This window comes from Bacillus pseudomycoides DSM 12442, assembly GCF_000161455.1.
GTDB classification, from domain to species: Bacteria; Bacillota; Bacilli; order Bacillales; family Bacillaceae_G; genus Bacillus_A; species Bacillus_A pseudomycoides.
The window spans coordinates 1,802,441-1,822,592 of record NZ_CM000745.1 but is presented as its reverse complement, the minus strand read 5'-3'; the positions used below and the strand labels follow the sequence as shown (position 1 = coordinate 1,822,592).

General features: G+C 35.0%; 22 protein-coding genes. 9 read left to right on the top strand and 13 right to left on the bottom strand.

Features of this window, described 5'->3' with window-relative positions:
- Positions 1-12: 12 nt before the first annotated feature.
- Positions 13-1,089: a spore coat protein CotH gene (cotH, locus tag BPMYX0001_RS09050; protein WP_033798830.1), complete on the bottom strand. Its 1,077-nt coding sequence runs from the start codon at positions 1,087-1,089 to the stop codon at positions 13-15.
- Between the two features lie 192 nt (positions 1,090-1,281).
- Here cotH and BPMYX0001_RS33025 point away from each other — a divergent pair, with 192 nt between their 5' ends.
- Positions 1,282-1,806: a CotG/ExsB N-terminal domain-containing protein gene (locus BPMYX0001_RS33025; protein WP_006094605.1), complete on the top strand. Its 525-nt coding sequence runs from the start codon at positions 1,282-1,284 to the stop codon at positions 1,804-1,806.
- A gap of 57 nt (positions 1,807-1,863) precedes the next feature.
- Here BPMYX0001_RS33025 and BPMYX0001_RS09040 read toward each other — a convergent pair whose 3' ends face one another.
- The 6 genes from BPMYX0001_RS09040 to BPMYX0001_RS09015 form a co-directional block, all read right to left on the bottom strand.
- Complete coding sequence (locus tag BPMYX0001_RS09040) at positions 1,864-2,481, bottom strand: phosphoserine phosphatase 1 (RefSeq protein WP_003197111.1); 618 nt, start codon at positions 2,479-2,481, stop codon at positions 1,864-1,866.
- 18 nt (positions 2,482-2,499) lie between these two features.
- Positions 2,500-3,042 (bottom strand): short-chain dehydrogenase, encoded by a 543-nt coding sequence (locus tag BPMYX0001_RS09035; RefSeq protein ID WP_006094604.1) that lies wholly within the window; start codon positions 3,040-3,042, stop codon positions 2,500-2,502.
- A gap of 25 nt (positions 3,043-3,067) precedes the next feature.
- On the bottom strand, positions 3,068-3,484 hold the full coding sequence (fosB, locus tag BPMYX0001_RS09030; protein WP_018765467.1) for a FosB/FosD family fosfomycin resistance bacillithiol transferase: 417 nt from the start codon (positions 3,482-3,484) through the stop codon (positions 3,068-3,070).
- Positions 3,485-3,541: 57 nt separating this feature from the next.
- Entirely contained in the window at positions 3,542-5,203 is a 1,662-nt protein-coding gene (locus BPMYX0001_RS09025; RefSeq protein ID WP_006094603.1) for a peptide ABC transporter substrate-binding protein, read from the bottom strand.
- A 147-nt stretch (positions 5,204-5,350) separates the two neighbouring features.
- Entirely contained in the window at positions 5,351-6,295 is a 945-nt protein-coding gene (locus BPMYX0001_RS09020; RefSeq protein WP_006094602.1) for a DUF2628 domain-containing protein, read from the bottom strand.
- 206 nt (positions 6,296-6,501) lie between these two features.
- Positions 6,502-6,954, bottom strand: coding sequence for a methylated-DNA--[protein]-cysteine S-methyltransferase (locus BPMYX0001_RS09015; RefSeq protein WP_003197104.1), 453 nt, complete (start codon positions 6,952-6,954; stop codon positions 6,502-6,504).
- A 133-nt stretch (positions 6,955-7,087) separates the two neighbouring features.
- Between BPMYX0001_RS09015 and namA the strand changes: the two genes are divergently transcribed.
- Positions 7,088-8,128 carry an NADPH dehydrogenase NamA gene (gene namA / locus BPMYX0001_RS09010; RefSeq protein WP_006094601.1) on the top strand — a complete coding sequence of 347 codons (1,041 nt, stop codon included), beginning with the start codon at positions 7,088-7,090 and terminating at the stop codon, positions 8,126-8,128.
- Between the two features lie 43 nt (positions 8,129-8,171).
- On the opposite strand, the gene BPMYX0001_RS09005 is transcribed toward namA, so the two are convergent.
- Positions 8,172-8,831 carry an oxidoreductase gene (locus BPMYX0001_RS09005; protein WP_003197100.1) on the bottom strand — a complete coding sequence of 220 codons (660 nt, stop codon included), beginning with the start codon at positions 8,829-8,831 and terminating at the stop codon, positions 8,172-8,174.
- A 546-nt stretch (positions 8,832-9,377) separates the two neighbouring features.
- On the opposite strand from BPMYX0001_RS09005, the gene BPMYX0001_RS09000 reads away from it, so the two are divergent.
- The 3 genes from BPMYX0001_RS09000 to BPMYX0001_RS08990 all read left to right on the top strand — a co-directional run bounded on the left by BPMYX0001_RS09000 (position 9,378) and on the right by BPMYX0001_RS08990 (position 12,072).
- Complete coding sequence (locus BPMYX0001_RS09000) at positions 9,378-10,328, top strand: metal ABC transporter substrate-binding protein (RefSeq protein WP_006094600.1); 951 nt, start codon at positions 9,378-9,380, stop codon at positions 10,326-10,328.
- Between the two features lie 140 nt (positions 10,329-10,468).
- Positions 10,469-10,939 (top strand): GNAT family N-acetyltransferase, encoded by a 471-nt coding sequence (locus tag BPMYX0001_RS08995; protein ID WP_006094599.1) that lies wholly within the window; start codon positions 10,469-10,471, stop codon positions 10,937-10,939.
- A gap of 278 nt (positions 10,940-11,217) precedes the next feature.
- Positions 11,218-12,072 (top strand): alpha/beta hydrolase, encoded by an 855-nt coding sequence (locus tag BPMYX0001_RS08990; RefSeq protein ID WP_018765465.1) that lies wholly within the window; start codon positions 11,218-11,220, stop codon positions 12,070-12,072.
- Between the two features lie 31 nt (positions 12,073-12,103).
- Here BPMYX0001_RS08990 and BPMYX0001_RS08985 read toward each other — a convergent pair whose 3' ends face one another.
- Positions 12,104-13,054, bottom strand: a complete 951-nt coding sequence (locus BPMYX0001_RS08985; protein WP_018765464.1) for a CobW family GTP-binding protein — start codon at positions 13,052-13,054, stop codon at positions 12,104-12,106.
- 272 nt (positions 13,055-13,326) lie between these two features.
- Here BPMYX0001_RS08985 and BPMYX0001_RS08980 point away from each other — a divergent pair, with 272 nt between their 5' ends.
- Positions 13,327-14,229 carry an aldo/keto reductase gene (locus BPMYX0001_RS08980; RefSeq protein ID WP_003197089.1) on the top strand — a complete coding sequence of 301 codons (903 nt, stop codon included), beginning with the start codon at positions 13,327-13,329 and terminating at the stop codon, positions 14,227-14,229.
- Between the two features lie 78 nt (positions 14,230-14,307).
- Positions 14,308-14,454 carry a hypothetical protein gene (locus BPMYX0001_RS33020; RefSeq protein ID WP_018765463.1) on the top strand — a complete coding sequence of 49 codons (147 nt, stop codon included), beginning with the start codon at positions 14,308-14,310 and terminating at the stop codon, positions 14,452-14,454.
- Between the two features lie 48 nt (positions 14,455-14,502).
- On the opposite strand, the gene BPMYX0001_RS08975 is transcribed toward BPMYX0001_RS33020, so the two are convergent.
- Positions 14,503-15,087, bottom strand: a complete 585-nt coding sequence (locus BPMYX0001_RS08975) for a GNAT family N-acetyltransferase (RefSeq protein ID WP_006094597.1) — start codon at positions 15,085-15,087, stop codon at positions 14,503-14,505.
- 320 nt (positions 15,088-15,407) lie between these two features.
- Positions 15,408-16,880, bottom strand: a complete 1,473-nt coding sequence (locus tag BPMYX0001_RS08965) for a flavin monoamine oxidase family protein (RefSeq protein WP_018781331.1) — start codon at positions 16,878-16,880, stop codon at positions 15,408-15,410.
- 181 nt (positions 16,881-17,061) lie between these two features.
- On the opposite strand from BPMYX0001_RS08965, the gene BPMYX0001_RS08960 reads away from it, so the two are divergent.
- Positions 17,062-17,265 carry a DUF3896 family protein gene (locus tag BPMYX0001_RS08960; RefSeq protein ID WP_003197079.1) on the top strand — a complete coding sequence of 68 codons (204 nt, stop codon included), beginning with the start codon at positions 17,062-17,064 and terminating at the stop codon, positions 17,263-17,265.
- 92 nt (positions 17,266-17,357) lie between these two features.
- On the top strand, positions 17,358-18,359 hold the full coding sequence (locus tag BPMYX0001_RS08955) for an LLM class flavin-dependent oxidoreductase (protein WP_003206914.1): 1,002 nt from the start codon (positions 17,358-17,360) through the stop codon (positions 18,357-18,359).
- Positions 18,360-18,415: 56 nt separating this feature from the next.
- On the opposite strand, the gene BPMYX0001_RS08950 is transcribed toward BPMYX0001_RS08955, so the two are convergent.
- Both BPMYX0001_RS08950 and BPMYX0001_RS08945 read right to left on the bottom strand, forming a co-directional pair.
- A complete protein-coding gene (locus tag BPMYX0001_RS08950; protein WP_018781332.1) occupies positions 18,416-19,366 on the bottom strand; it encodes an alpha/beta hydrolase in 951 nt (316 codons plus the stop codon).
- A 304-nt stretch (positions 19,367-19,670) separates the two neighbouring features.
- Positions 19,671-20,126 (bottom strand): DUF3939 domain-containing protein, encoded by a 456-nt coding sequence (locus BPMYX0001_RS08945; protein ID WP_003197072.1) that lies wholly within the window; start codon positions 20,124-20,126, stop codon positions 19,671-19,673.
- Positions 20,127-20,152: the final 26 nt, after the last annotated feature.

The following is a 20,152-nucleotide window of genomic DNA, read 5'->3' as shown; positions in this document are numbered from 1 at the left end:
TCTCTTTTTCATTTATAATAGTTCATGTAAATACTTGTGTACATATTGACTCCTATTATTTATATATCGAAAGATAATATCTGGTTCTTGATCAAAAATATCTATTTTCTCTTTCATATAGGGATCCTGAATCAAGTAAGGACGAATTGCTTCACACATTCTCTCTACTTTCGGTTTTATAAACGAAACTGTAAATTTCTCTTCCAAAATTTCTTCAAGAATGCTACGGTATTGCTTTCGAAATACCGGTATATCGAGAATTCTAGCACTCAACGTATTATATCCTTGAATTCGGATATACTCATGGTTTAGCCGCCTTCCTTCTACATCACGGCCCCATGTCGCATCATAATCCCACGGTATCACTTCAAATAAATTCGTTTCATCATTATGATACAGTGCATAGTTATGAACAAATCCGTCAAAGTTTTGAGTCAAAATAACACCTGCTAGCCACCGCAAATATTTGTCAACATCAAGGTAATTTATAATTTCTTTTTCATATTTTTCTCGTGATAGTACATTTGCCTGATAAACGAATTCACTAAGCTGTTCTTCACTATGTTCATTCGCACATTTAAACTCATAGCCTGCAGATAGGTTTGTTTTAACATCTTGATCACGCTCACTTATTAAAGAAAAATTCGCATCATCATCAATCGCATAATAAATTGACCCACTCGGTAATTTACGGCTTTTCAAAAAGTTTTCATCAACAGATTCTAATTGTAAATATACACCTTGAATTTGACCATTAATCTTGATAAAAACATGCTGGGATTTTGGCGAAAGTACACCAATATCACTAAAAAAGTCAAGCGATAATTTATTTCTTATAAGTGATGGATCCTTAAACTCAGAATTCAAATGAAACTCTTTCACCCCTTGAAATTGTTTCGGCTTATAGAACATAACATGATATGATTTTTTATCAAATTCTCGAATATGTGCTCCCCGGTATACAATGTCAATATCATACTTTCTTTTCCCATATGTTAATTTAGCAGGCACTGGACTATCAGACCAAATGTCCTTCTTTAATTCAACAAGATACATCGGATGAATAAAAAAATCATAAGAAGGCAACATTCTTCCCCCATCCCTTCTTTTTTTCTCCATTTAATGTATGCTTATTACTTTGTCCATGTCCATATATCCGCTATATGCCTATTTCTATTAAAATCTAAACTCCTGCCTCATGCAGAAGAGATTCTCTCTTCATATCATGATTAATGTAAAAGGAATACCTGTTCATTTTATTTAGAGATAAGGGGGATTTCTATGAAACGCGATATTCAAAAAGCTGTTGAAGAAATCAAAAGTGCAGGGATGGAAGAGTTTTTACATCAAGATCCAAGTACTTTTGATTGTGACGATGATCATTTTTCTGGCCACAAATGTACAACAGGCCGTAAGCATACGACATGTCGTAAACACACAAAATGCCGTAAGCATACAACATGTCGTAAACACACAAAATGTCGTAAACGCACAACAGGCCGTAAACGCACAACAGGCCGTAAACGCACAACAGGCCGTAAACACACAACAGGCCGTAAACACACAACATGCCGTAAACGCACAACAGGCCGTAAACGCATAACATGGCGTAAACACACAACATGCCGTAAACACACAACATGGCGTAAACACACAACATGGCGTAAACACACAACATGGCGTAAACACATAACATGTCGTAAACGCACAACAGGCCGTAAACGTACAACAGGCCGTAAACGTACAACAGGCTGTAAAAAAAGAAAAAAATGCGATCACTTCTGGTTTAGAAAACGTAATTGCTAATTCTTTATCCCTTATTGTTAACAGTAAACGTAAAAAGATCGCTCTATTGCGGTCTTTTTATACTTGCTGAAAATGACTTATATCGGCAAACTGTTTAACACTAGCCTCTTTCCCTTCAAATTCAATGATACTTAAGCTCGCACTATGCATAAATGGATCATCCCACACTCTTTCAACAGAAAGACCAGTAAAATGTCCCACAAGTAATTTTGCAGCTGCTGCATGAGATACGATTAAAATACTTTCCCCTTTATGTTTTTCTAAAAGAAGGTTTACTCCTTCTATCACCCGACTATGCACATCATAGAAATTTTCGCCTGATGTCGAACAAAAACGATGTGGCTCATTCCAAAACGTATGTACTTCCTCTGGGTACTGCGCTTCCAAATCCACAAGCATTTGCCCTTCCCAGATCCCCATATTAATCTCATAAAAGTTCTCATCAGCTATAATTGGAATATTCCGCTCTCCTTTTATTAACTCTGCCGTATGCATTGTTCTCCCGCTTGGACTACTATATATCGCATGAAGTGGTATATCCTTTATATGATCCCCTAACTGCTTTGCCTGTAATATCCCTTTTTCGGTTAAATTAGAATTTTTTCTCCCTTGCATACGCTTTGCCACATTCCACTCTGTTTCTCCATGACGTGTTACATATAAAGTCGTTTTCATTCGTTTTCTTCCCCCTCATCAAATTGGTCGTAATTCCCATGGTTCCAATGTTCCTACAATACAATCGCTTTGTTTACTCTGAATTCCTGCTATAACTCCATCAGTAATCTCTTCATGAGTCAACCACCTTGAATGTTCACCTTGTAAAATAAACCCTAATAAAATTCTATGATAATTACAGAAAGCACTTCCTATTTTTTGACGTTCCAATCGAGATGCACTACTCCCTAATATATGAAACAAACTATAGGATTTAGAATGTAATTCAATTTCTTCACAAATTACTTGAAGCGCCTTTTTAGCAGTTGTATGTACCCAAGCTACGACTAATCTGATAGGTCCATTTTGTTTAATCGTATCTTTAATAGATTGTTTCAAAGCATCGCCATCGTGGTAATCAAGAGAAATACATGTAACATTTCTTGGAGCATTACATGTATTTTTTACATCTTCTAACCTATTCCTATCTCGTCCAATAACAGAAACATAAAGCCCTTGATTACAAAGCCAAACGGACACTTTCTTCAGCATCCCTGTCCCTCCAATAACGAGCGCATGCATGCTCTTCCCATCCCCCTTTATTTCATCAATAAAATTTCATATGTGGTTTTGCTTCCTTATAATACTTTAAGCGATCCTGCAGTGTACCTGAATGAAACTCAAACTTATGTCCATCTGGATCAATAAAATAAATAGACTGACAATCTCTTACATCACGTTCTCTTCCTTGTAAAATATGAACTTTATTCTCCTCTAATCGCTTTAATAGTCGACCAAAATCCTCTTGTTTAACAGAAAATGCAAGATGTGTATATGACTGATGAATTTCATTTCGTGCAATATCTGCTTCTTCATTGAGTGCCACCCACACTCCACATATATCAAAATATGCGAGTTTTCTTCCTTTTACTAATAACTTTCCCTCTAATACTGTTTCATAAAATTGAATAGATCTTTCTAAATCTGAAACCGAAAAACAAAGATGATTAAAGCCATTTATCAACATAAGTCCTCCTTACAAAATAAGAGATGAGCGAAAATTCGCGCATCTCTTATTATACTATTTTTTTGTAATATACGCCCATTTATAACTAAAATCGCCGCCGAATGTATGATTTGCAATTCCTTTTACATATGTTTTTTCTAAATATGCTGTACTTTGCTGATAAGTAGGTGAAATCGCTGCATCTTCTCCAATTAAGATTTTTTCAGCTTCTGCAAGTGCTTTCCAGCGTGCTGCATCATCTTTTAACAACTCACCTTTCGATTTAGCAACTAAGTCATCATATTTCGGATTTGAATACGCCATTTCATTAAATGTACTTCCTGTAATAAACATATCAATATATGTCATTGGATCTGGATAATCCGGGCCCCATGCTGATAGTGAAAACTCATATTGTAATTTCTTCTCTAAATCTAATTTCTGTTTATACGGTTGTTGTTTCAAATTCACTTTAATTCCAGGTAAATTTTTCTCAAGCTCTTCTTTAATAAAGTCGCCAACTTTTTTCCGGCTACCATTATCATCGTTTAGTAATTCTACCGTAATTGTATCTTGACCCAGTTCTTTTTTCGCTTCTTCCCATAACTTCTTCGCTTTTTCCGCATTGTCTTTATTATCACGGAAGTTTTTATTTACAGTACGAAAATCTTTTCCATCCGGACCTGTTGTGAATTTTTCTGGTACTAAGAAATATGCTGGTAATGAGCCATCATTTAAAATGACATTTGCAATACCTTTTTTATCATAAGCTAAATCAATTGCTTCACGCACTTTTTGATTTTTAAATGTTGCATTTTGTTGATTAAAACGTAAGAAATACATACGCGGATCTAGTTTCGTTTTGAATTCATCTGGCTTATTCTTTTTATATTTATCAACAAACTCTGAAGTTAAAATTACGCGGTCCGCTTGATCATTATCATATAGGTTCACACCTGTGCTCGTTTCTTTTACGACACCGACATTAATTTCTTCTAGTTTTACAGTATCTTTATCCCAATAATTTGGATTTTTCTTTAATTGATAGCTTTGCTCATGCTTCCATTCACTTAACGTAAATGGTCCATTGTATAAAATTTTATCAGCTTCTAATGCATACTTATCACCTTGTTTTTTTACAAACTTCTCATTTAAAGGGAAGAATGTTGGAAATGATGTAAGATCAAGAAAATATGGAGTTGGTTGTTCTAGTTCTACCACTAGTGTCTTATCATCCTTTGCTTTTACACCTAGCTGATCAAGTGGTAGCTCCCCCTTATTAACTTTTTGAGCATTTTTTACATCAAATAAAATAAATGCGTATTCAGCTGCTGTTGCTTTATCAAGCGCACGTTGCCAGCCATATACAAAATCTTGTGCACGAACTGGCTCACCATTCGACCACTTTGCATCTCGTAATTCAAAAGTATATGTTTTCTTATCTTCACTAATCTTCACATCTTTTGCCATACCTGGAGTTCGCTTATTATCTTTATCTAATCGATATAAACCCTCCATTGCATTTACAAATACTCGGAATGATACGGAATCTGTTGATTTTGATGTATCCATCGAAGGAATTTCTGCTGTTTCTAGTAAGTTTAGCACTTGTTTATCGGCCATCCCCTTACCTGTTTCTTTCTTCGTTGTCGATGCTTTCTCCCCATTCCCGCAACCTGCAACGAACATACTTGTTGATAATGCAAGTGCAGCAAGCGTTGAAACTTTTTTCTTCATTATTCCTTCCCCCAATCTGTATGTATACAATAAAGCATGTATAATATTATTATACAAAAAATTCTGATTATTTTAAATATTTTTCTTTCCTAAAATAAAAAAAGAAATGAATGTAAAAGCTGCTCCATCTGCTTTTACATTCATTTCTTATAACATTTCTTTTTTTTCATCTTTTTGTAATCCGTCATCCAACTCAAAAAGATCTTGCGTACGAAACACATCTTCCATCATTTTCAAAAACTCTTTTTCACCTTGGGGCTCACCGTTAACTGTAAGAGAATAGGGTTCAATTTCATGCAACCTGTAATCGACAACAAATTGAATGATAATTTTTTGTCTTGTCATACCATGATTGTATCCATGAAATTCTACTAATTCCAATCCATCTCCCCCGCGGTAATAAACCCAGGTTGGTTGCTTAAAATGCTGTTCAAAAGATTCCCCAATAGAAAAAAAAGGATACTCATAAAGGGAACTTGCTCGTACTTTTTGAATAACATCTTGATCTGTAGGAAAGAAAAAGTGACTCATGAATATACTAGCAGCTGTCAAAATTGTAACAATAGCCGCTCCCATTTTGCTTGTTCCTCCACTATCACGGATGAGATAACGCTCAACATCTCCATTCGTTACCCCTCTTGCTTTTATCCGGTATATTTTCCGCTCAGCAAATCGATAATATAACCCATTTGCAAAAATTCCGACCCCTATCATCATTAAAATGAGCAATAAAAAGGTAAGGGGAACCATGTTAATAATGGGGAGTGCTACATTGAATCCCATATAGTATGAAAATGCATCACAAGCTACTAATAAAATTACAAACAAACAAGCAGGTACGTAATATTTTCGATAACCAAACCATCCGACATTGAAAATAGCAGCCCATCCATTCCAGCTCCACCTTGCTATTCGTTTCTTTTCTTTGTCCCATTTTCTTTTATAATATGGATAATGCGCTCCCACATATTGTTCCATATTTTTTTCGATTGGTGAGGTCTCCTCTTTTGTTCCATTATGTAAAGTTTGCTGACAATCTTCACAATTAAATTGACCGTCAGGACAAGGATTCCCACAATTTATACAACGCAAAATAATCCCTCTTTCCCTGATTTATCCCCTACTTATACTTCTGTTGTCCAGCATACTAAAAAATTTAGCTATTTAACAAGATGATTCTTCCCCGCAAATAACAGGTTAAACCATTCGTATGAAACTCAGAAATACTTACTTTCTACTAGACTTTGTTATCCTCTAAGCAATGAAAACTACTATCTCCATTTGAAAAGAGTTTTATCTTATTGCAAAATCCCCTCATGTTTCAATAACCATTCTTTTCGCCATAGACCACCTGCATATCCAACTAACTTTCCACTTTTTCCAATTACACGATGACACGGAACAATAATAGAAATCGGATTGCGACTATTCGCTCCTCCTATCGCACGCACCGCCTTTGTGTTACCAACCTTTTCTGCAATATCCAGATAGGAAGCATTCACTCCATATGGAATCGTATAAAGTGCATCCCAAACACTCTTTTGAAATGGTGTTCCAACCGCTGACAGTGGTACTGTAAATTCAGTTCTCTTTCGATTAAAATATTCATCTAATTCAGCGAGGCACTGTTCTACAATTTGATTTTTATTCTCTTCTTTCCGTTCCTCTACAAAAATAACAGAAGTAATTCCTTCATCATTTGCAGTAATTTCAAGCAAACCTATTTCGCTTTCATAATAAGCTCGGTACATGCCCCTATCCCCCAATTTAATTTATTTCAATAATTGTAACATAAATGTACAAAATTTCGGGAATAAGCGTTTCATTATGGAAACAAAAATGATGATGATACAATAAAGGAAACTACAATAAGGGGGAATAGATATGGACTATCAGCTTTTTTCACCTTATACGATTAAAGATGTTACATTAAAAAATCGTATTGTTATGTCACCGATGTGTATGTACTCTTCAGAAAACGAAGATGGAAAAGTGACAAATTTCCATCATATCCATTATGCGTCTCGCGCAGCTGGTCAAGTAGGCCTTGTTATGCTTGAAGCTACAGCTGTTGTACCTGAAGGACGTATTTCTAATAAAGATTTAGGTATATGGAATAATGATCATATTCCAGGGTTACAAAAAACGGTGTCCCTCATCCATGAAAATGGGGCAAAAGCAGCTATTCAGTTAGCCCATGCTGGTCGAAAAGCTGAATTACATACAGACTCTGTAGCACCCTCGGCTATTGCATTTAATGATACAATGAAAACCCCAATAGAAATGAATAAACAGCTAATCAAAAAAACAATTTCTGCTTTTCAAGATGCCGCATGTCGTTCCAAACAAGCAGGATTCGATATTATTGAACTCCACGCGGCTCACGGCTATCTCATTAATGAATTTCTCTCTCCATTATCAAACAAACGAACTGATGAATATGGCGGATCACCTGAAAACCGTTACCGTTTCTTAAAAGAAATCATTGATGCTGTAAATGAAGTTTGGAATGGTCCTTTATTCGTTCGTATTTCTGCAAATGACTATCACCCTAAAGGATTAACAGTCCATGACTATGTTCAATTTGCAAAATGGATGAAAGAACAAGATGTAGATGTAATTGATTGTAGTTCTGGGGCAGTTATACCTGCACAAATCGACGTTTACCCTGGCTATCAAGTAGAGTATGCAAATCATATAAAAGGACAAGCACACATTGCGACAGGTGCAGTAGGATTGATTACAAGCGGGATACAAGCAGAAGAAATTTTAGCAAATAATGAAGCGGACTTAATCTTTATCGGTCGCGAGTTACTTCGCAATCCATATTTTCCAAGAACAGCAGCTAATGAACTTGGATTTGAATTACAAGAGCCCCACCAATATCAACGTGCTCGTGGTAAAACAGCCCCGACTCGCCGCTAATACACAATAATGAAAACGAGAAGGGCTCCCCTTCTCGTTTTCATTATTCCATCATTGTAATCTCTGTAGAATTATAAATATGGACACCAGATTCTTCACGTAGTGCCGCTAAGTACATCCCTTTTGCAACCTGCTCAGCTGTAATCGGCTTATACTTTTTTAAAGTACCATTAAATACAAATGGCAAAACACCAGATATCTTCTCAGCCATTCTTTCTCCAAAACGAAATTCTTCTCGATCTCCTAGCAATAGTGATGGTCTAAATATATGAATCCCACCGATCACTAACTTTTGAAGTTCCTCCTCCATCTTCCCTTTTACTTGTGAATAAAAGAAAAGTGATTTTGGATTAGCACCCATAGAAGAAATAACAAGAAAATTTTGTACACCTTGTTTTTCTGCTAAACAGGCCGCTCGTAATGTATATTCATAGTCTACTTTTTTAAAATTCGCTTTCGTTTTCGCTTTCTTAATTGTTGTCCCAAGACAGCTAAAAACATCATCAACAGCAAAAAATTCTTTATACTCTTCTAATATAGAAAAGTCAACTTGTTTCTGCTGTAACTTTTCATGTTCCCATTGCAGTGGCTTTCTTACAAAAACCATAACCGAATCATAGTAATCTGAGTCAAGTAATAGCTGCGTCACTTCTTGTCCAACTAAACCACTCGCACCGAGTACTAAGGCTGTTCTTTTATTCATTTATCTTTATACCTCTTTATCTAATTTTATACCGTCCAAACAGGCAGTACAAATCCTATTTCTAGGAGTTTCCTTTTTCTTATTCTATCATAAGTAAAGCACTATGCGTGATGCAAGTGCTTTACTTACTCTTCTCTCCTTTTTTCTCTGTTGGTAGCTTGGTTATTATCCTAGAGTCACCTAGATTACTTATTAATGTCTTGAGGAAAATCAAAACACATGTTAATGGCAAAACTACTGCTAGTATCAATAAGATTGCTTCCATTATGTAATCCAATTACTCATCCCCTTTTCATACCCTCTACCTCAATATATGAAAGGAGTGTTGTCACATATGCGACATTCATAAAAATTAATACTATTCTTTTTGACAACTTTATAACAAAATCAAATCGGAATGATTATTATTTATTGCAACTTTCGTAAAGATGTATTATACTAAGTTCGCAACTTAAAACGTAATTATTCCGTTTTATAACAAAAAGATATTTTTTCTCTTATTTTGGAGAAAATAAAATTGGAAAAGAAAGAAAAGAGGAGAATTACATGAAGAAAAGGTTAATGGTATTTTCTTTTATACTTATTTTTACATTAATTTTTGCTGGGTGTGCCAGCAAAAAAGACGGAACTGCAAAAAAAGATGGAAAACTTTCTGTATATACAACTATTTTTCCACTTGCTGATTTCGCTAAAAAAATCGGTGGTAACTATGTAAATGTTGAAACAATTTATCCACCTGGCGCTGACTCTCATACATATGAGCCAAGTCAAAAACAAACGGTACAAGTTGCGAAGGCAGACCTATTCGTATATAACGGCGCGGAATTAGAGCCGTTTGCAGAAAAAATGGAAAAAACATTAAAAAAAGAGAACGTAAAAGTTGTTAATGCATCTAAAGGTTTCGATCTTATCGCTTCATCAGAAGAAGAACATGAGCACGAGGAGGGTCATAAAGAAGAAGAAAGTCACCATCATGACAAAGACCCACACGTATGGCTTGATCCTACACTCGCGATGAAGCAGGCTGAAAAAATTAAAGATGCACTCGTAGAATTGCAACCAGATCATAAAAAAGAATTTGAGAAAAACTTCGCCGCCCTACAAACAAAGTTCACTGACTTAGATGATCACTTTAAATCTGTTGTTTCAGAGGCAAAAACGAAAGATATTTTAGTTTCTCACGCTGCATATGGATATTGGGAAAAACGCTATGGCTTAAAACAAATACCAGTTGCTGGCATCTCCGCTTCTGATGAACCATCACAAAAAGAACTTGCTAACATTACAAAAACAGCAAAAGAGCATGGTTTAAAATATATTTTATTTGAAACATTCTCTACTCCAAAAGTAGCAGAAGTTATTCAAAAAGAAACAGGAACGAAAATTTTACGTTTAAATCACCTTGCTACTATTTCTGAAGATGATGCAAAGAAAAATAAAGATTACTTCACATTAATGGAAGAAAACGTGAACACTTTAAAAGAAGCTACAAACTAAATTTATATTTCCTTTCAGACAGTTGAAACATATTCAACTGTCTTTTTTCATATTCAGCAGCTTGACTTCAACAAAATAACAAGTAAAATTATCCATATTAGTTTTAAAGATATACTATGTTATGAAAGCGAGTTGGAACTATGAATCTTCACATTTGTGAAGTAACAGCAAATAATTGGCGTTCAGTCGCTGCTTTAGACGTAGCAAAGGAGCAGCAGCAATTTATTGAAAGCAATGCATTTTCTTTAGCGGAATCCCTATATGAAGAAAACGGAACGTCAGTAGGCTTATATGATGGAGAAACACTTGTTGGCTACGCAATGTATGGTTGGTATTCAAAAAAAGATGATAGCGTATGGCTAGATCGTTTTATGATTGATTACCATTTTCAAGGAAATGGCTATGCGAAACGTTTTCTCCATCTGCTTATCCAGTATTTACAACAAAAATTTCAATGCAAAAAGATTTATTTAAGTTTTCATCCAGAAAACAAACTAGCAATGAAACTATATGAGTCTTTCGGTTTTCACTTAACTGGTGATATAGACGATGAAGGACCAGTTGTTGGTGTTGTAATGGAATTACGGATAAATGAAAGTATAAGCCTGTGAAAACAGGCTTTTTATTATTTTCTACTAATCTTTGTTTATTAATAGAAGAACAAGATGGTCATGTTTCCTATTCTACCTCCGCATCAAAAATATAATTGTTTCACTTTTTTTCATTAACTAAAGATGTAATGCTAAACATTTACCGTACAATAATGTCCTTTTTTCTACAAAGTAAACACTACTACTTTTAATAACTATACTCCAAAAGAATAAAAACAATCTTTCAGCGAAAATATATGTACATATATGCAAAATCAGTAGTAAATGGAGGGTTTGTTTTGAAAATATTCAAGTTCTTATTCGTAAGCCTTTCTGCTATTTTAATCATGCTTAGCAGTAATAGCTTCCATATCCCAGCAGAAGCTAAAATAGAGACAGATATTGATGTAATACGTCAAAAACCAATTACGTTTGTACTCGTTCACGGCGCTTGGGGAGATTCTAGCTATTGGGATAAAACAGCTAATGAGTTGAAACAAATGGGACATAAAGTATATACTCCTACCTTACCTGGGCATGGAAAAGATACGAATAAAGCTGTAAAACACACTGATTATGTCAAATCAGTAGTCAACTATGTGAAGGAAAGAAACATAACGGATTTTGTTCTTGTTGGTCATAGTTTTGGTGGTACTGTTATTTCAAAAGTTGCCGAACAAATTCCAGATCGAATCCACAGACTTGTCTTTATGAATGCATTTGTTCTAGCAAATGGAGAAAGTGCAGCTGATGAAATCCCAGCCGAAGGAAAAACGCTTTGGACCGAGCTTGCGAAAAAATCGAAAAATAATGCTATCCAATTGCCTTTTCCTATTTGGCGAGAAACCTTTATGAATAATGCTAATCTCGACTTAGCGAAAAAAATTTACGAAACTGTTACACCAGAACCAGCTGGACCACTTTTTGAAAAGCTGGACCTTACGAAATTTTATCAATTAAATATTCCAAAAAGTTATTTCTATTTAACTGAAGATATGGCAGTTCCACAAGGTAAAGATTCAGGATGGCACCCTCACATGTCAAATCGCCTTGGATTATTTCGTTTAGTAACTACACAAGGTGATCACATGACTATGTTTCATGCTAAACCAGCAATTGTCGCGAAGAAATTAGTTGAAGCCGGCAGAGATTAATAACAAAAATAAGCCTGCTAAATTAGCAGGCTTATTTTACGCACTCTTTAAAATGTTCTTGGAACCATTCTTTATTAATATCTTTTCCGATAAAGACCACTTCACTCACGCGCTCTTCTCCCTCTTGCCACTCTCTATCGTAAGAAGCAGCAAATAGTGTATGAACACCTTGAAAAACAATACGGCAATCTACTCCATCGATCGATAGAATTCCTTTATATCGATATAAATACTCTCCTAACTCTTGAACTACAGCTGACATCCATTCGTTTAACTTTTGCAAATCTAACGGCCGCTCTTCACGTAATACAAATGATTTTACACCTTCTAAATGATGATGCTCTTTATGTGGATAAATCTCTAATGTATCACGCGTTTTAAACGTTTGGATTTCTAACAAGACCGGTATATCTACTTCACAATTTGTCGTTGGGATTAATTTTGCTGTTGGATTAATCCCTTGTAATTCAGTAAGGAGTTCTTTCTCTTCTTCCTCTCCAACTAAATCTAATTTATTTACTAAAACCATATCTGCAAAAGCAATTTGTTCTTTCGCTTCTAGCCCTTTTTCAAAATGTTTATGTATATGATAACTATCTACCACTGTCACAACACCATTAATTTTGTATGCTGACTGAATAACTGGATCTAAAAAGAACGTTTGGATAATCGGCCCTGGGTTTGCAAGACCTGTCGTTTCAATCACTAGACCATCAAAATCCATTTTCCCTTCTGCTTTTACATCCAATAACTGTTTTAAAGCAACAAGTAAATCTTCACGCACTGTACAGCATAAACAGCCATTTGTCATTTCCATAATTTCTTCTTCTACATTCATAATTAATTGATTATCGATGCCAATTTGCCCTATTTCATTTACGATAACCGCTAATTTCTTTCCATGTTCTTCCGATAAAATACGATTTAATAATGTTGTTTTCCCCGATCCAAGAAAACCAGTTAAAATTGTTACTGGAATCATTTCGTACATCTCCTTATAGCTATATCTTCGTACATTATACCATACAGATAAAGTGAAACTTCCATCAGTAGGGTTTTTCTTCATCCCCCACCTATCTTCCTCGTTTCGCTCTTACTCTTGAGGTGGGGGCTTACTGCCCGTTAATGCGAGGTAAAATCGTTTTTTACAACAAAGACATATTCATTGTAAGTACAGTCCAATAACTATATAATAGTACCGAACAAGAAAGCCTTTTCAAAAATATCATCATTCATCAAGGGGGTCTACTCAAAATGGAACGAATTCAAATGGCTAATAACCTTGAATTCTCTCGTATCATTCAAGGATTTTGGCGTTTAGCAGAATGGAATATGCCAAAACAAGAATTACTTTCTTTTATCAAAAATTGTATGGAGATGGGGATTACAACTTTTGACCACGCCGATATTTATGGAGGATATACGTGTGAATCATTATTCGGGGAAGCATTACAATTACAGCCTTCTTTACGTGATAACATGCAAATTGTCACAAAATGTGGAATCGCTCCCTTATCTCCGAAGTTTCCAAAGCGATATGTCGCTCACTATAATACAAGTACGAAACATATTGTAAAAAGCGTGGAACAGTCACTACAAAACTTACATACTGATTATATTGATTTGTTACTGATTCATCGACCTGATCCATTTATGGACCCAAGTGAAGTGGCAGAAGCTTTCACACGTGTAAAACAAGAAGGAAAAGTCCGTCATTTCGGTGTATCTAACTTTTTACCGTCTCAATTTAATATGCTTAGCTCATACTTAGATTTCCCGCTCATCACAAACCAAATTGAAGTATCTGCGATGCAGCTTGAACATTTTGAAAAAGGTACAATCGACTTATGCCAAGAAAAAAGAATTAGCCCTATGATTTGGTCTCCTCTTGCTGGTGGAGAAATCTTTACAGGACAAAATGAACGTGCTGTACGCTTACGCAAAACTTTACAAAAAGTCGCAAATGAACTGAATGCTGATGGCATCGATATTGTCATGTATGCATGGCTACTTGCTCATCCAGCAAAAATGATGCCAATCGTTGGCTCTGGTAAATTAGATCGCGTGAAGTCAGCTATCGCTGCAACAAAACTTACATTAGATCGTCAGCAATGGTTTACCATCTTTGAAAGTTCGAATGGACATCCCGTACCTTAATGTGCTAGCACATTATAGTAGGTATTGAATACCCCACTCCTTTTTATGTTATAATTGCCACAAAAAGGATATCCATTAATGAATAACTCAAATAAAAATTACTCTTGGAAATTATTCGAAATTTGGTTATCTATTCCAAGAAGTGCACGACTTGCATTCTTATGGGCTATTATTTTAGGAGCTTCCTATTTAGGATGGGTAAAAATCATTAAACAGTTCTTATAATGACTAAAACTTAATTAATAATACAATTCAAAAAGAAGAGCTAATACATTATAGCTCTTCTTTTTCATACCTGTTTCTTGTCATCGCAAACACACATGTATCCCTGAGTCCCTTGCCATCTACTGCTACACTGCTGCTTTCTAAAATCCCTTCTAATTTAAAACCTAGCCTCTCAGGTATCGCTCTACTTTTTACATTTCGTAAATCACAGCGAATCTCTATCCTGTTTGCCTTTAACTCAGAAAAAGCATAATCCATAATACCTTGCGCAGCTTCTGTCATATAACCTTTTCCACCAAAGCGCGAATCTATCCAGTATCCAATTTCAAATCTTGGTATCTCCCAATTAATACGATGCAATCCAGCAGAAGCTACAAATTCGCCTGTGTCTTTTAAAAATACTAGTAATCTCAAATCTTCACGTTGTAAAAATTGAATATATGATCTTCTTATACTCGCTTCGATTTCTTCTTCTGTTTGTTCTTTTTGAGCAAAAGTCATCCAAGGTTTTAATTCTTCTAACGATGCATTGATAGCTTCATATACTGCCTTTCCATCCCCTGGCTTTGGCATTCGAATGAGAAGCCTGTCTGTGTAAAATTCAGAAGGAAAATCAAGTAATAATGGATTCATTACAAACACTCCCTATTGTTCTTTTATATATAATAACATTTAACACTATATATAAATACAAATTAAAAAACGGCATAAAGTCTTTCTTTTTCAGATGGAAGAGAGCATCCGACCATGCATAGAAGCGGTCAAATCCTTTTCCTGCCCCATGCCCAGTGAAAACAAAGAGAGAAAACAAGTGCAAGTCACTTTTTTCTCCGTAGCAGCGACTTATATAATAAATAACTTTTCTGAACTTCACTTATTTTCAAACCAAATTCATACATACCTATCTCTAATTATATTCGTCACGACACTTTCCTTCCTCTTACTATTAATACTCATACAATCAATTGATTCACCTCTACAGCTGTACGTATTCCAGACTCAATTGCGCCTTGTATCCACCCATGATAAAGTGTTGTATGGTCTCCTGCAAAATATATTTTCCCCTCGGGTTTTACAATAGCTGGCTGCAGTTCTGTTTCTTGACCCGCTTGAAAAATCGCAAACCCTCCTAATGCATACGGGTCCAGTGTCCAATTTTTTGCTACTCCTGACATAAATTCATCATATACTTGCCCACCTAATATAGTCGCTAAGTTTTGTAATGTATAATAAATACGATCACCTTTCGACAATCCATCCCATAATAATGCATCGTACGACCATGTATAGCTCCCAAGCATCATAGCCGGTCCCTTAGTCCCAATACCATGGCTTGGATAATACGCATAGCGAATTGGTAAATCTGTAATAATCCTCCCCCCTAATTGACCCTGTTCTTCCCAAAAGCGACTTTTAAATTGAATTCCTATTTTAGTAGCCGCCATATAATGTAGTTCACGAATTGCTCTCCACTTTTCATGTGATACAGAATCAAATGGATCAATTTCAACAAATCGCATTGTGGAAAATGGAATTGTAATAATAACTAAATCACCTGTTATACTGCTATATCCAAATGTCTCTTCATGTCTGCAATATGCTGTCACACCTTTATCATGTTGTTGAAGCTTCATTAATTTTTGATTGTAAATAATATCTCCCTTTAACTGAGGCAAAAAAGATTTTGGCAATTTATCATTGCCCCCACTAATTTCACAAAAACCACTTTCTTGCTGCAAAATATATATAAAACGTAACGTTTCAACAAATGATCTTTCTAAAAATCCTTCTAAATCTAAAAGTACACCAATCATCTCAATTGCTACTGGTGAAAAATACGTATTATATTGATAAGGATGATATTTTAAAAACTGTGCTGTTGAATACTTCCCAAAGTCTTTTTCAACAATTTCCCAATTTTTATCTGGATTTCTTTTAATGAAATCAATAATTGGCTGCACTGCTAACAATAATAATTCTTCAGATGTTTTTCCTTCTTCATTCATCACTACTGGATATCTTAAAATACTTGGATTTTTCTCGTATTGTTGTAATGTCGTTTTTCTACCATTCACATAAATAATATCCGTCTCATTTCGATTAATAAAGGGGGTCACTTGTAGCCCAAACTTTCTTATATAAGCCATCGTTAATGTATGTATATATGGAATGCGCATTGCTCCAACATCTAAATATAATCCGGTGTCTTCCATTCTAATAGTCTCAATTCGGCCTCCTATACGGTTATTCGCTTCTAAAATTTTTACATGATGTCCTGCGCTTTTAAGTAAGGATGCTGATACTAAACCAGCCATTCCAGCACCAATTACAATGATTTGTTTTGGCTCTACTGTTTTCGGTAATCCCTTATCAATAATTCCCACCATTTCATCAGTTGTGACATGGGATTGTGTATGCACTCGCATCATTCCACCCCTTACTTTGAAAATACAAAACAGTGATTCTCTGAATTGTATTCATGAGTATAGTAGAACAACACATTTTTCTGAATATTCACTAATAATTCACAGAGATTTGCTCTCATCATCCCTTTCTTATCATATAATGAAGATATAGATAGGAAATGTAAGGAAGGGATTGATAAATATGAAACGTACTTACGACTATCCTGAAACAAAAAAACATTTGGAATTGAAAAAACAACTACTATGCAAAAAATTATTGGATGTAAATTTAAGTGAAGATGATCGTAATCAAATTAAGATGGAAATCGATAACTACGAATATATTTTAACATTAGTGGAAATGAATCATTATGAACGTGGAATTTCTCATAACAAGCGGATGTGAAAGCATTCGCTTTTTCATGTGAGCATTTCTTTACGCATTTTTCGTAAGTAAATATATAATAGAATGTACATTAAGATAGAGAGGTATTTTCTATGATTAAACTAAGTGTATTAGATCAATCCCCTATTTCCGATGGCAGTACAGCAACTGAAGCTTTTTCCAATACAGTAACACTTGCTCAAGAAGTGGAAAAACTAGGATTTACTCGCTTTTGGGTGTCTGAACATCATAATTCTGTCAGTTTAGCTGGTTCAAGTCCTGAAGTGCTCATATCTCATATTGCAGCGAAAACAAATCGCATCCGTGTGGGGTCCGGTGGCGTTATGCTTCCACACTATAGCTCATATAAAGTCGCTGAAAATTTCCGTGTATTAGAAGCGCTTTATCCAAATCGAATCGATCTTGGAGTTGGTAGAGCACCAGGTGGTATGCCCATCGCAACTCGCGCGCTGCAAGAAGGAAAAATGATTTCACTCGACCAATATCCAGAACAAATTCAGGATGTAGCCATGTACTTACATGACAACGTACCTGAAAATCATCAATATGCAAACCTAAAAGCTTCGCCTGTCATTCCTACTGCACCTGAAATATGGATGCTTGGATCCAGTGGAGAAAGTGCCATGGTTGCAGCAAAACAAGGGGCTTCTTTTGCCTTCGCTCAGTTTATCAACGGCTATGGTGGTCCTGAAGTGATGAAAGCTTATCAAGAACAATTCCAACCATCTTTCTTAGGAGACAAACCAAAATCAATTGTTTCTATTTTTGTTGTTTGTGGAGAAACGACTGAAGAAGCTGAGAAAATTGCGTCTAGTCTAGATTTATCAATTCTATTATTAGAACAAGGAAAACGCACAACTGGTACCCCTTCCATTGAAACAGCACAAAACTATCCTTATAGTGCCTATGATTTGTTCCGCATTAAAGAAAATCGGCAACGTATGATTGTAGGTGATCAACGTTACGTCAAAGAACAAATCTTAAACTTGAGTAAAGCTTACAATACTGAGGAATTTATGATTGTAACCATCACCCATCAATTTGAGGACAAATTAAAATCGTATCGTTTATTAGCAGAAGCTTTTCATTTATAATATACAAAAAAAAGTGCGTCACATAAAGTGATGCACTTTTTTTCAGCCTAAGTTTTTTATAAATCTGTACCCTCAATATATTTAACTGCTTCTTGTAAGATTTCTTCAAAATTCTCAGGGTAATCGTGATTTAAGTTAGAAATAACCTTATACTCATGATTTATATTTTTCGTTTCCAATCGTTTCACAAACTTCTGTGTACATTCAAAGCAATCTTCATCCTGATCTCCACAAATAATATATCCCTTAATACCTTTATCTTTCAATTTATCCAGCAAGTCTTCCCACTCTTCAATTTCAGGAATCCATGGCGCTACAAAAACAAAGCCTTTTACAATAATATGTTCGTTTAAGATTGCATGTAACGCAACTCTTGCTCCAGCGGAAAATCCTCCAATAATTACATGCTCTACCTCACCATGATTACTAGCTACAATACTTTCATAGTGTTCCTTTAACTCACGAGAGCCCTTTTCTATATCATCCCATACGTATCCTTCTGAAAATTGAATTTGAGAAGACTGCGGTAATGCTAATAAATACCCTTGAGATACAACGGATTGCCAATATGGTTCTGCTATCTTTATATTTTCTTGATCACCATGCAATGCAATAAGTAGATTGTTATGAATACCGCTATTTCCTTGTATAACTTTCAAATCAAATTGTTCAGATTTCTTTGCTACTTCTTCTCTTTCTTTACATAACTGAATCATCTGATGAAATTCTTCATATCTATGAAGGGGGTTCAAATCGGCATCTGTAATTAAATACTCATACCCATACCAAAACTCATTTTCTACAATCGCTTCTTTCATTATATGTAAGGCTTCTTTCTCAAGCCCAGATGCGCTTGCTAATGCATATTTAAAATTATATATTTGAGCTTTATTACCAGTTATCTTATCAGCATTTTTGGTAATATAATGGTATGCTTCTAAACTACCATCCTTTGCATAACATTCTAATGTCTCATTTAACAAACCAATATAAGTAATCTTACTCATCCACACTTACCTCCCGTAACCTTTTTAGAAATATATACTTCTCTAACACGGTTTCAGTCATCCTAAGGTTCCGGTAAATACATACTGTCAATTTTTGAATATCAGATTAACAGTAACTCCCCCTACTCTTAGGATGACGTTTGCTAACTGACTTACAATTTTTCATAATACATCACTCCTTTCTATCTCTTACATACAATTAAATACAGAATTAACAGAAAAGTCAATCTATAAATCGAACTATACTATACTTTCACATTTCTTTTCAACAAAAAAACAACAATATATAATTGTTGTTTTCATGTTAAACAATATTTTTTTTACTTTTATCTGGCTGACTTGAAACTAAATAATGCTTCTCTGAAATATATAATTTTCGCTTTAATATACGATCTAAATACGGCGCTAGTTTCATTCCACATATAAGACGATCCTCATCATCTTCTACAATAGGAAACATTTCTTTTTCTGTAACATATTGGTCTACTGCTTTTTGCACAAGATCAATCTCTTTTACGAGTTTTAGATTTTCTTCTGTATGTTCAAATACCTCGAGCGTTTCCTTCGTTATAATGAACGTATTTGTAGGAAATGCTGGTAAATACGGTTTTAACAAGTCATAATTCACTGTATAATCTTCATTGACTAATACTGTATAAACAATATTTGCATTTGTTTCCAGAAATTTAGCCATTGCTTGCTCTAATTCGTCTTTCGTAATTGACCTCTCCTCTTTTCCACTTTTGAAAAAGCGAAACATTGCATCGCCTCCTTTTTACTATATTA

What these genes read in the sequence shown, in the direction of transcription:
- BPMYX0001_RS09015 (WP_003197104.1), bottom strand. Translation starts at nt 6,954, where the DNA reads ATGTACCGAGCTTATTATGAAAGCGAAATAGGTTTGCTTGAAATTACT.
- BPMYX0001_RS09005 (WP_003197100.1), bottom strand. Translation starts at nt 8,831, where the DNA reads ATGAATAAAAGAACAGCCTTAGTACTCGGTGCGAGTGGTTTAGTTGGA.
- BPMYX0001_RS08950 (WP_018781332.1), bottom strand. Translation starts at nt 19,366, where the DNA reads ATGAGTAAGATTACTTATATTGGTTTGTTAAATGAGACATTAGAATGT.
- BPMYX0001_RS08980 (WP_003197089.1), top strand. Translation starts at nt 13,327, where the DNA reads ATGGAACGAATTCAAATGGCTAATAACCTTGAATTCTCTCGTATCATT.
- BPMYX0001_RS09025 (WP_006094603.1), bottom strand. Translation starts at nt 5,203, where the DNA reads ATGAAGAAAAAAGTTTCAACGCTTGCTGCACTTGCATTATCAACAAGT.
- BPMYX0001_RS08985 (WP_018765464.1), bottom strand. Translation starts at nt 13,054, where the DNA reads ATGATTCCAGTAACAATTTTAACTGGTTTTCTTGGATCGGGGAAAACA.
- BPMYX0001_RS08960 (WP_003197079.1), top strand. Translation starts at nt 17,062, where the DNA reads ATGAAACGTACTTACGACTATCCTGAAACAAAAAAACATTTGGAATTG.
- BPMYX0001_RS33025 (WP_006094605.1), top strand. Translation starts at nt 1,282, where the DNA reads ATGAAACGCGATATTCAAAAAGCTGTTGAAGAAATCAAAAGTGCAGGG.
- BPMYX0001_RS09040 (WP_003197111.1), bottom strand. Translation starts at nt 2,481, where the DNA reads ATGAAAACGACTTTATATGTAACACGTCATGGAGAAACAGAGTGGAAT.
- namA (WP_006094601.1), top strand. Translation starts at nt 7,088, where the DNA reads ATGGACTATCAGCTTTTTTCACCTTATACGATTAAAGATGTTACATTA.
- cotH (WP_033798830.1), bottom strand. Translation starts at nt 1,089, where the DNA reads ATGTTGCCTTCTTATGATTTTTTTATTCATCCGATGTATCTTGTTGAA.
- BPMYX0001_RS08955 (WP_003206914.1), top strand. Translation starts at nt 17,358, where the DNA reads ATGATTAAACTAAGTGTATTAGATCAATCCCCTATTTCCGATGGCAGT.
- BPMYX0001_RS08965 (WP_018781331.1), bottom strand. Translation starts at nt 16,880, where the DNA reads ATGCGAGTGCATACACAATCCCATGTCACAACTGATGAAATGGTGGGA.
- BPMYX0001_RS33020 (WP_018765463.1), top strand. Translation starts at nt 14,308, where the DNA reads ATGAATAACTCAAATAAAAATTACTCTTGGAAATTATTCGAAATTTGG.
- BPMYX0001_RS08975 (WP_006094597.1), bottom strand. Translation starts at nt 15,087, where the DNA reads ATGAATCCATTATTACTTGATTTTCCTTCTGAATTTTACACAGACAGG.
- BPMYX0001_RS09035 (WP_006094604.1), bottom strand. Translation starts at nt 3,042, where the DNA reads ATGCATGCGCTCGTTATTGGAGGGACAGGGATGCTGAAGAAAGTGTCC.
- BPMYX0001_RS08995 (WP_006094599.1), top strand. Translation starts at nt 10,469, where the DNA reads ATGAATCTTCACATTTGTGAAGTAACAGCAAATAATTGGCGTTCAGTC.
- BPMYX0001_RS08945 (WP_003197072.1), bottom strand. Translation starts at nt 20,126, where the DNA reads ATGTTTCGCTTTTTCAAAAGTGGAAAAGAGGAGAGGTCAATTACGAAA.
- BPMYX0001_RS09000 (WP_006094600.1), top strand. Translation starts at nt 9,378, where the DNA reads ATGAAGAAAAGGTTAATGGTATTTTCTTTTATACTTATTTTTACATTA.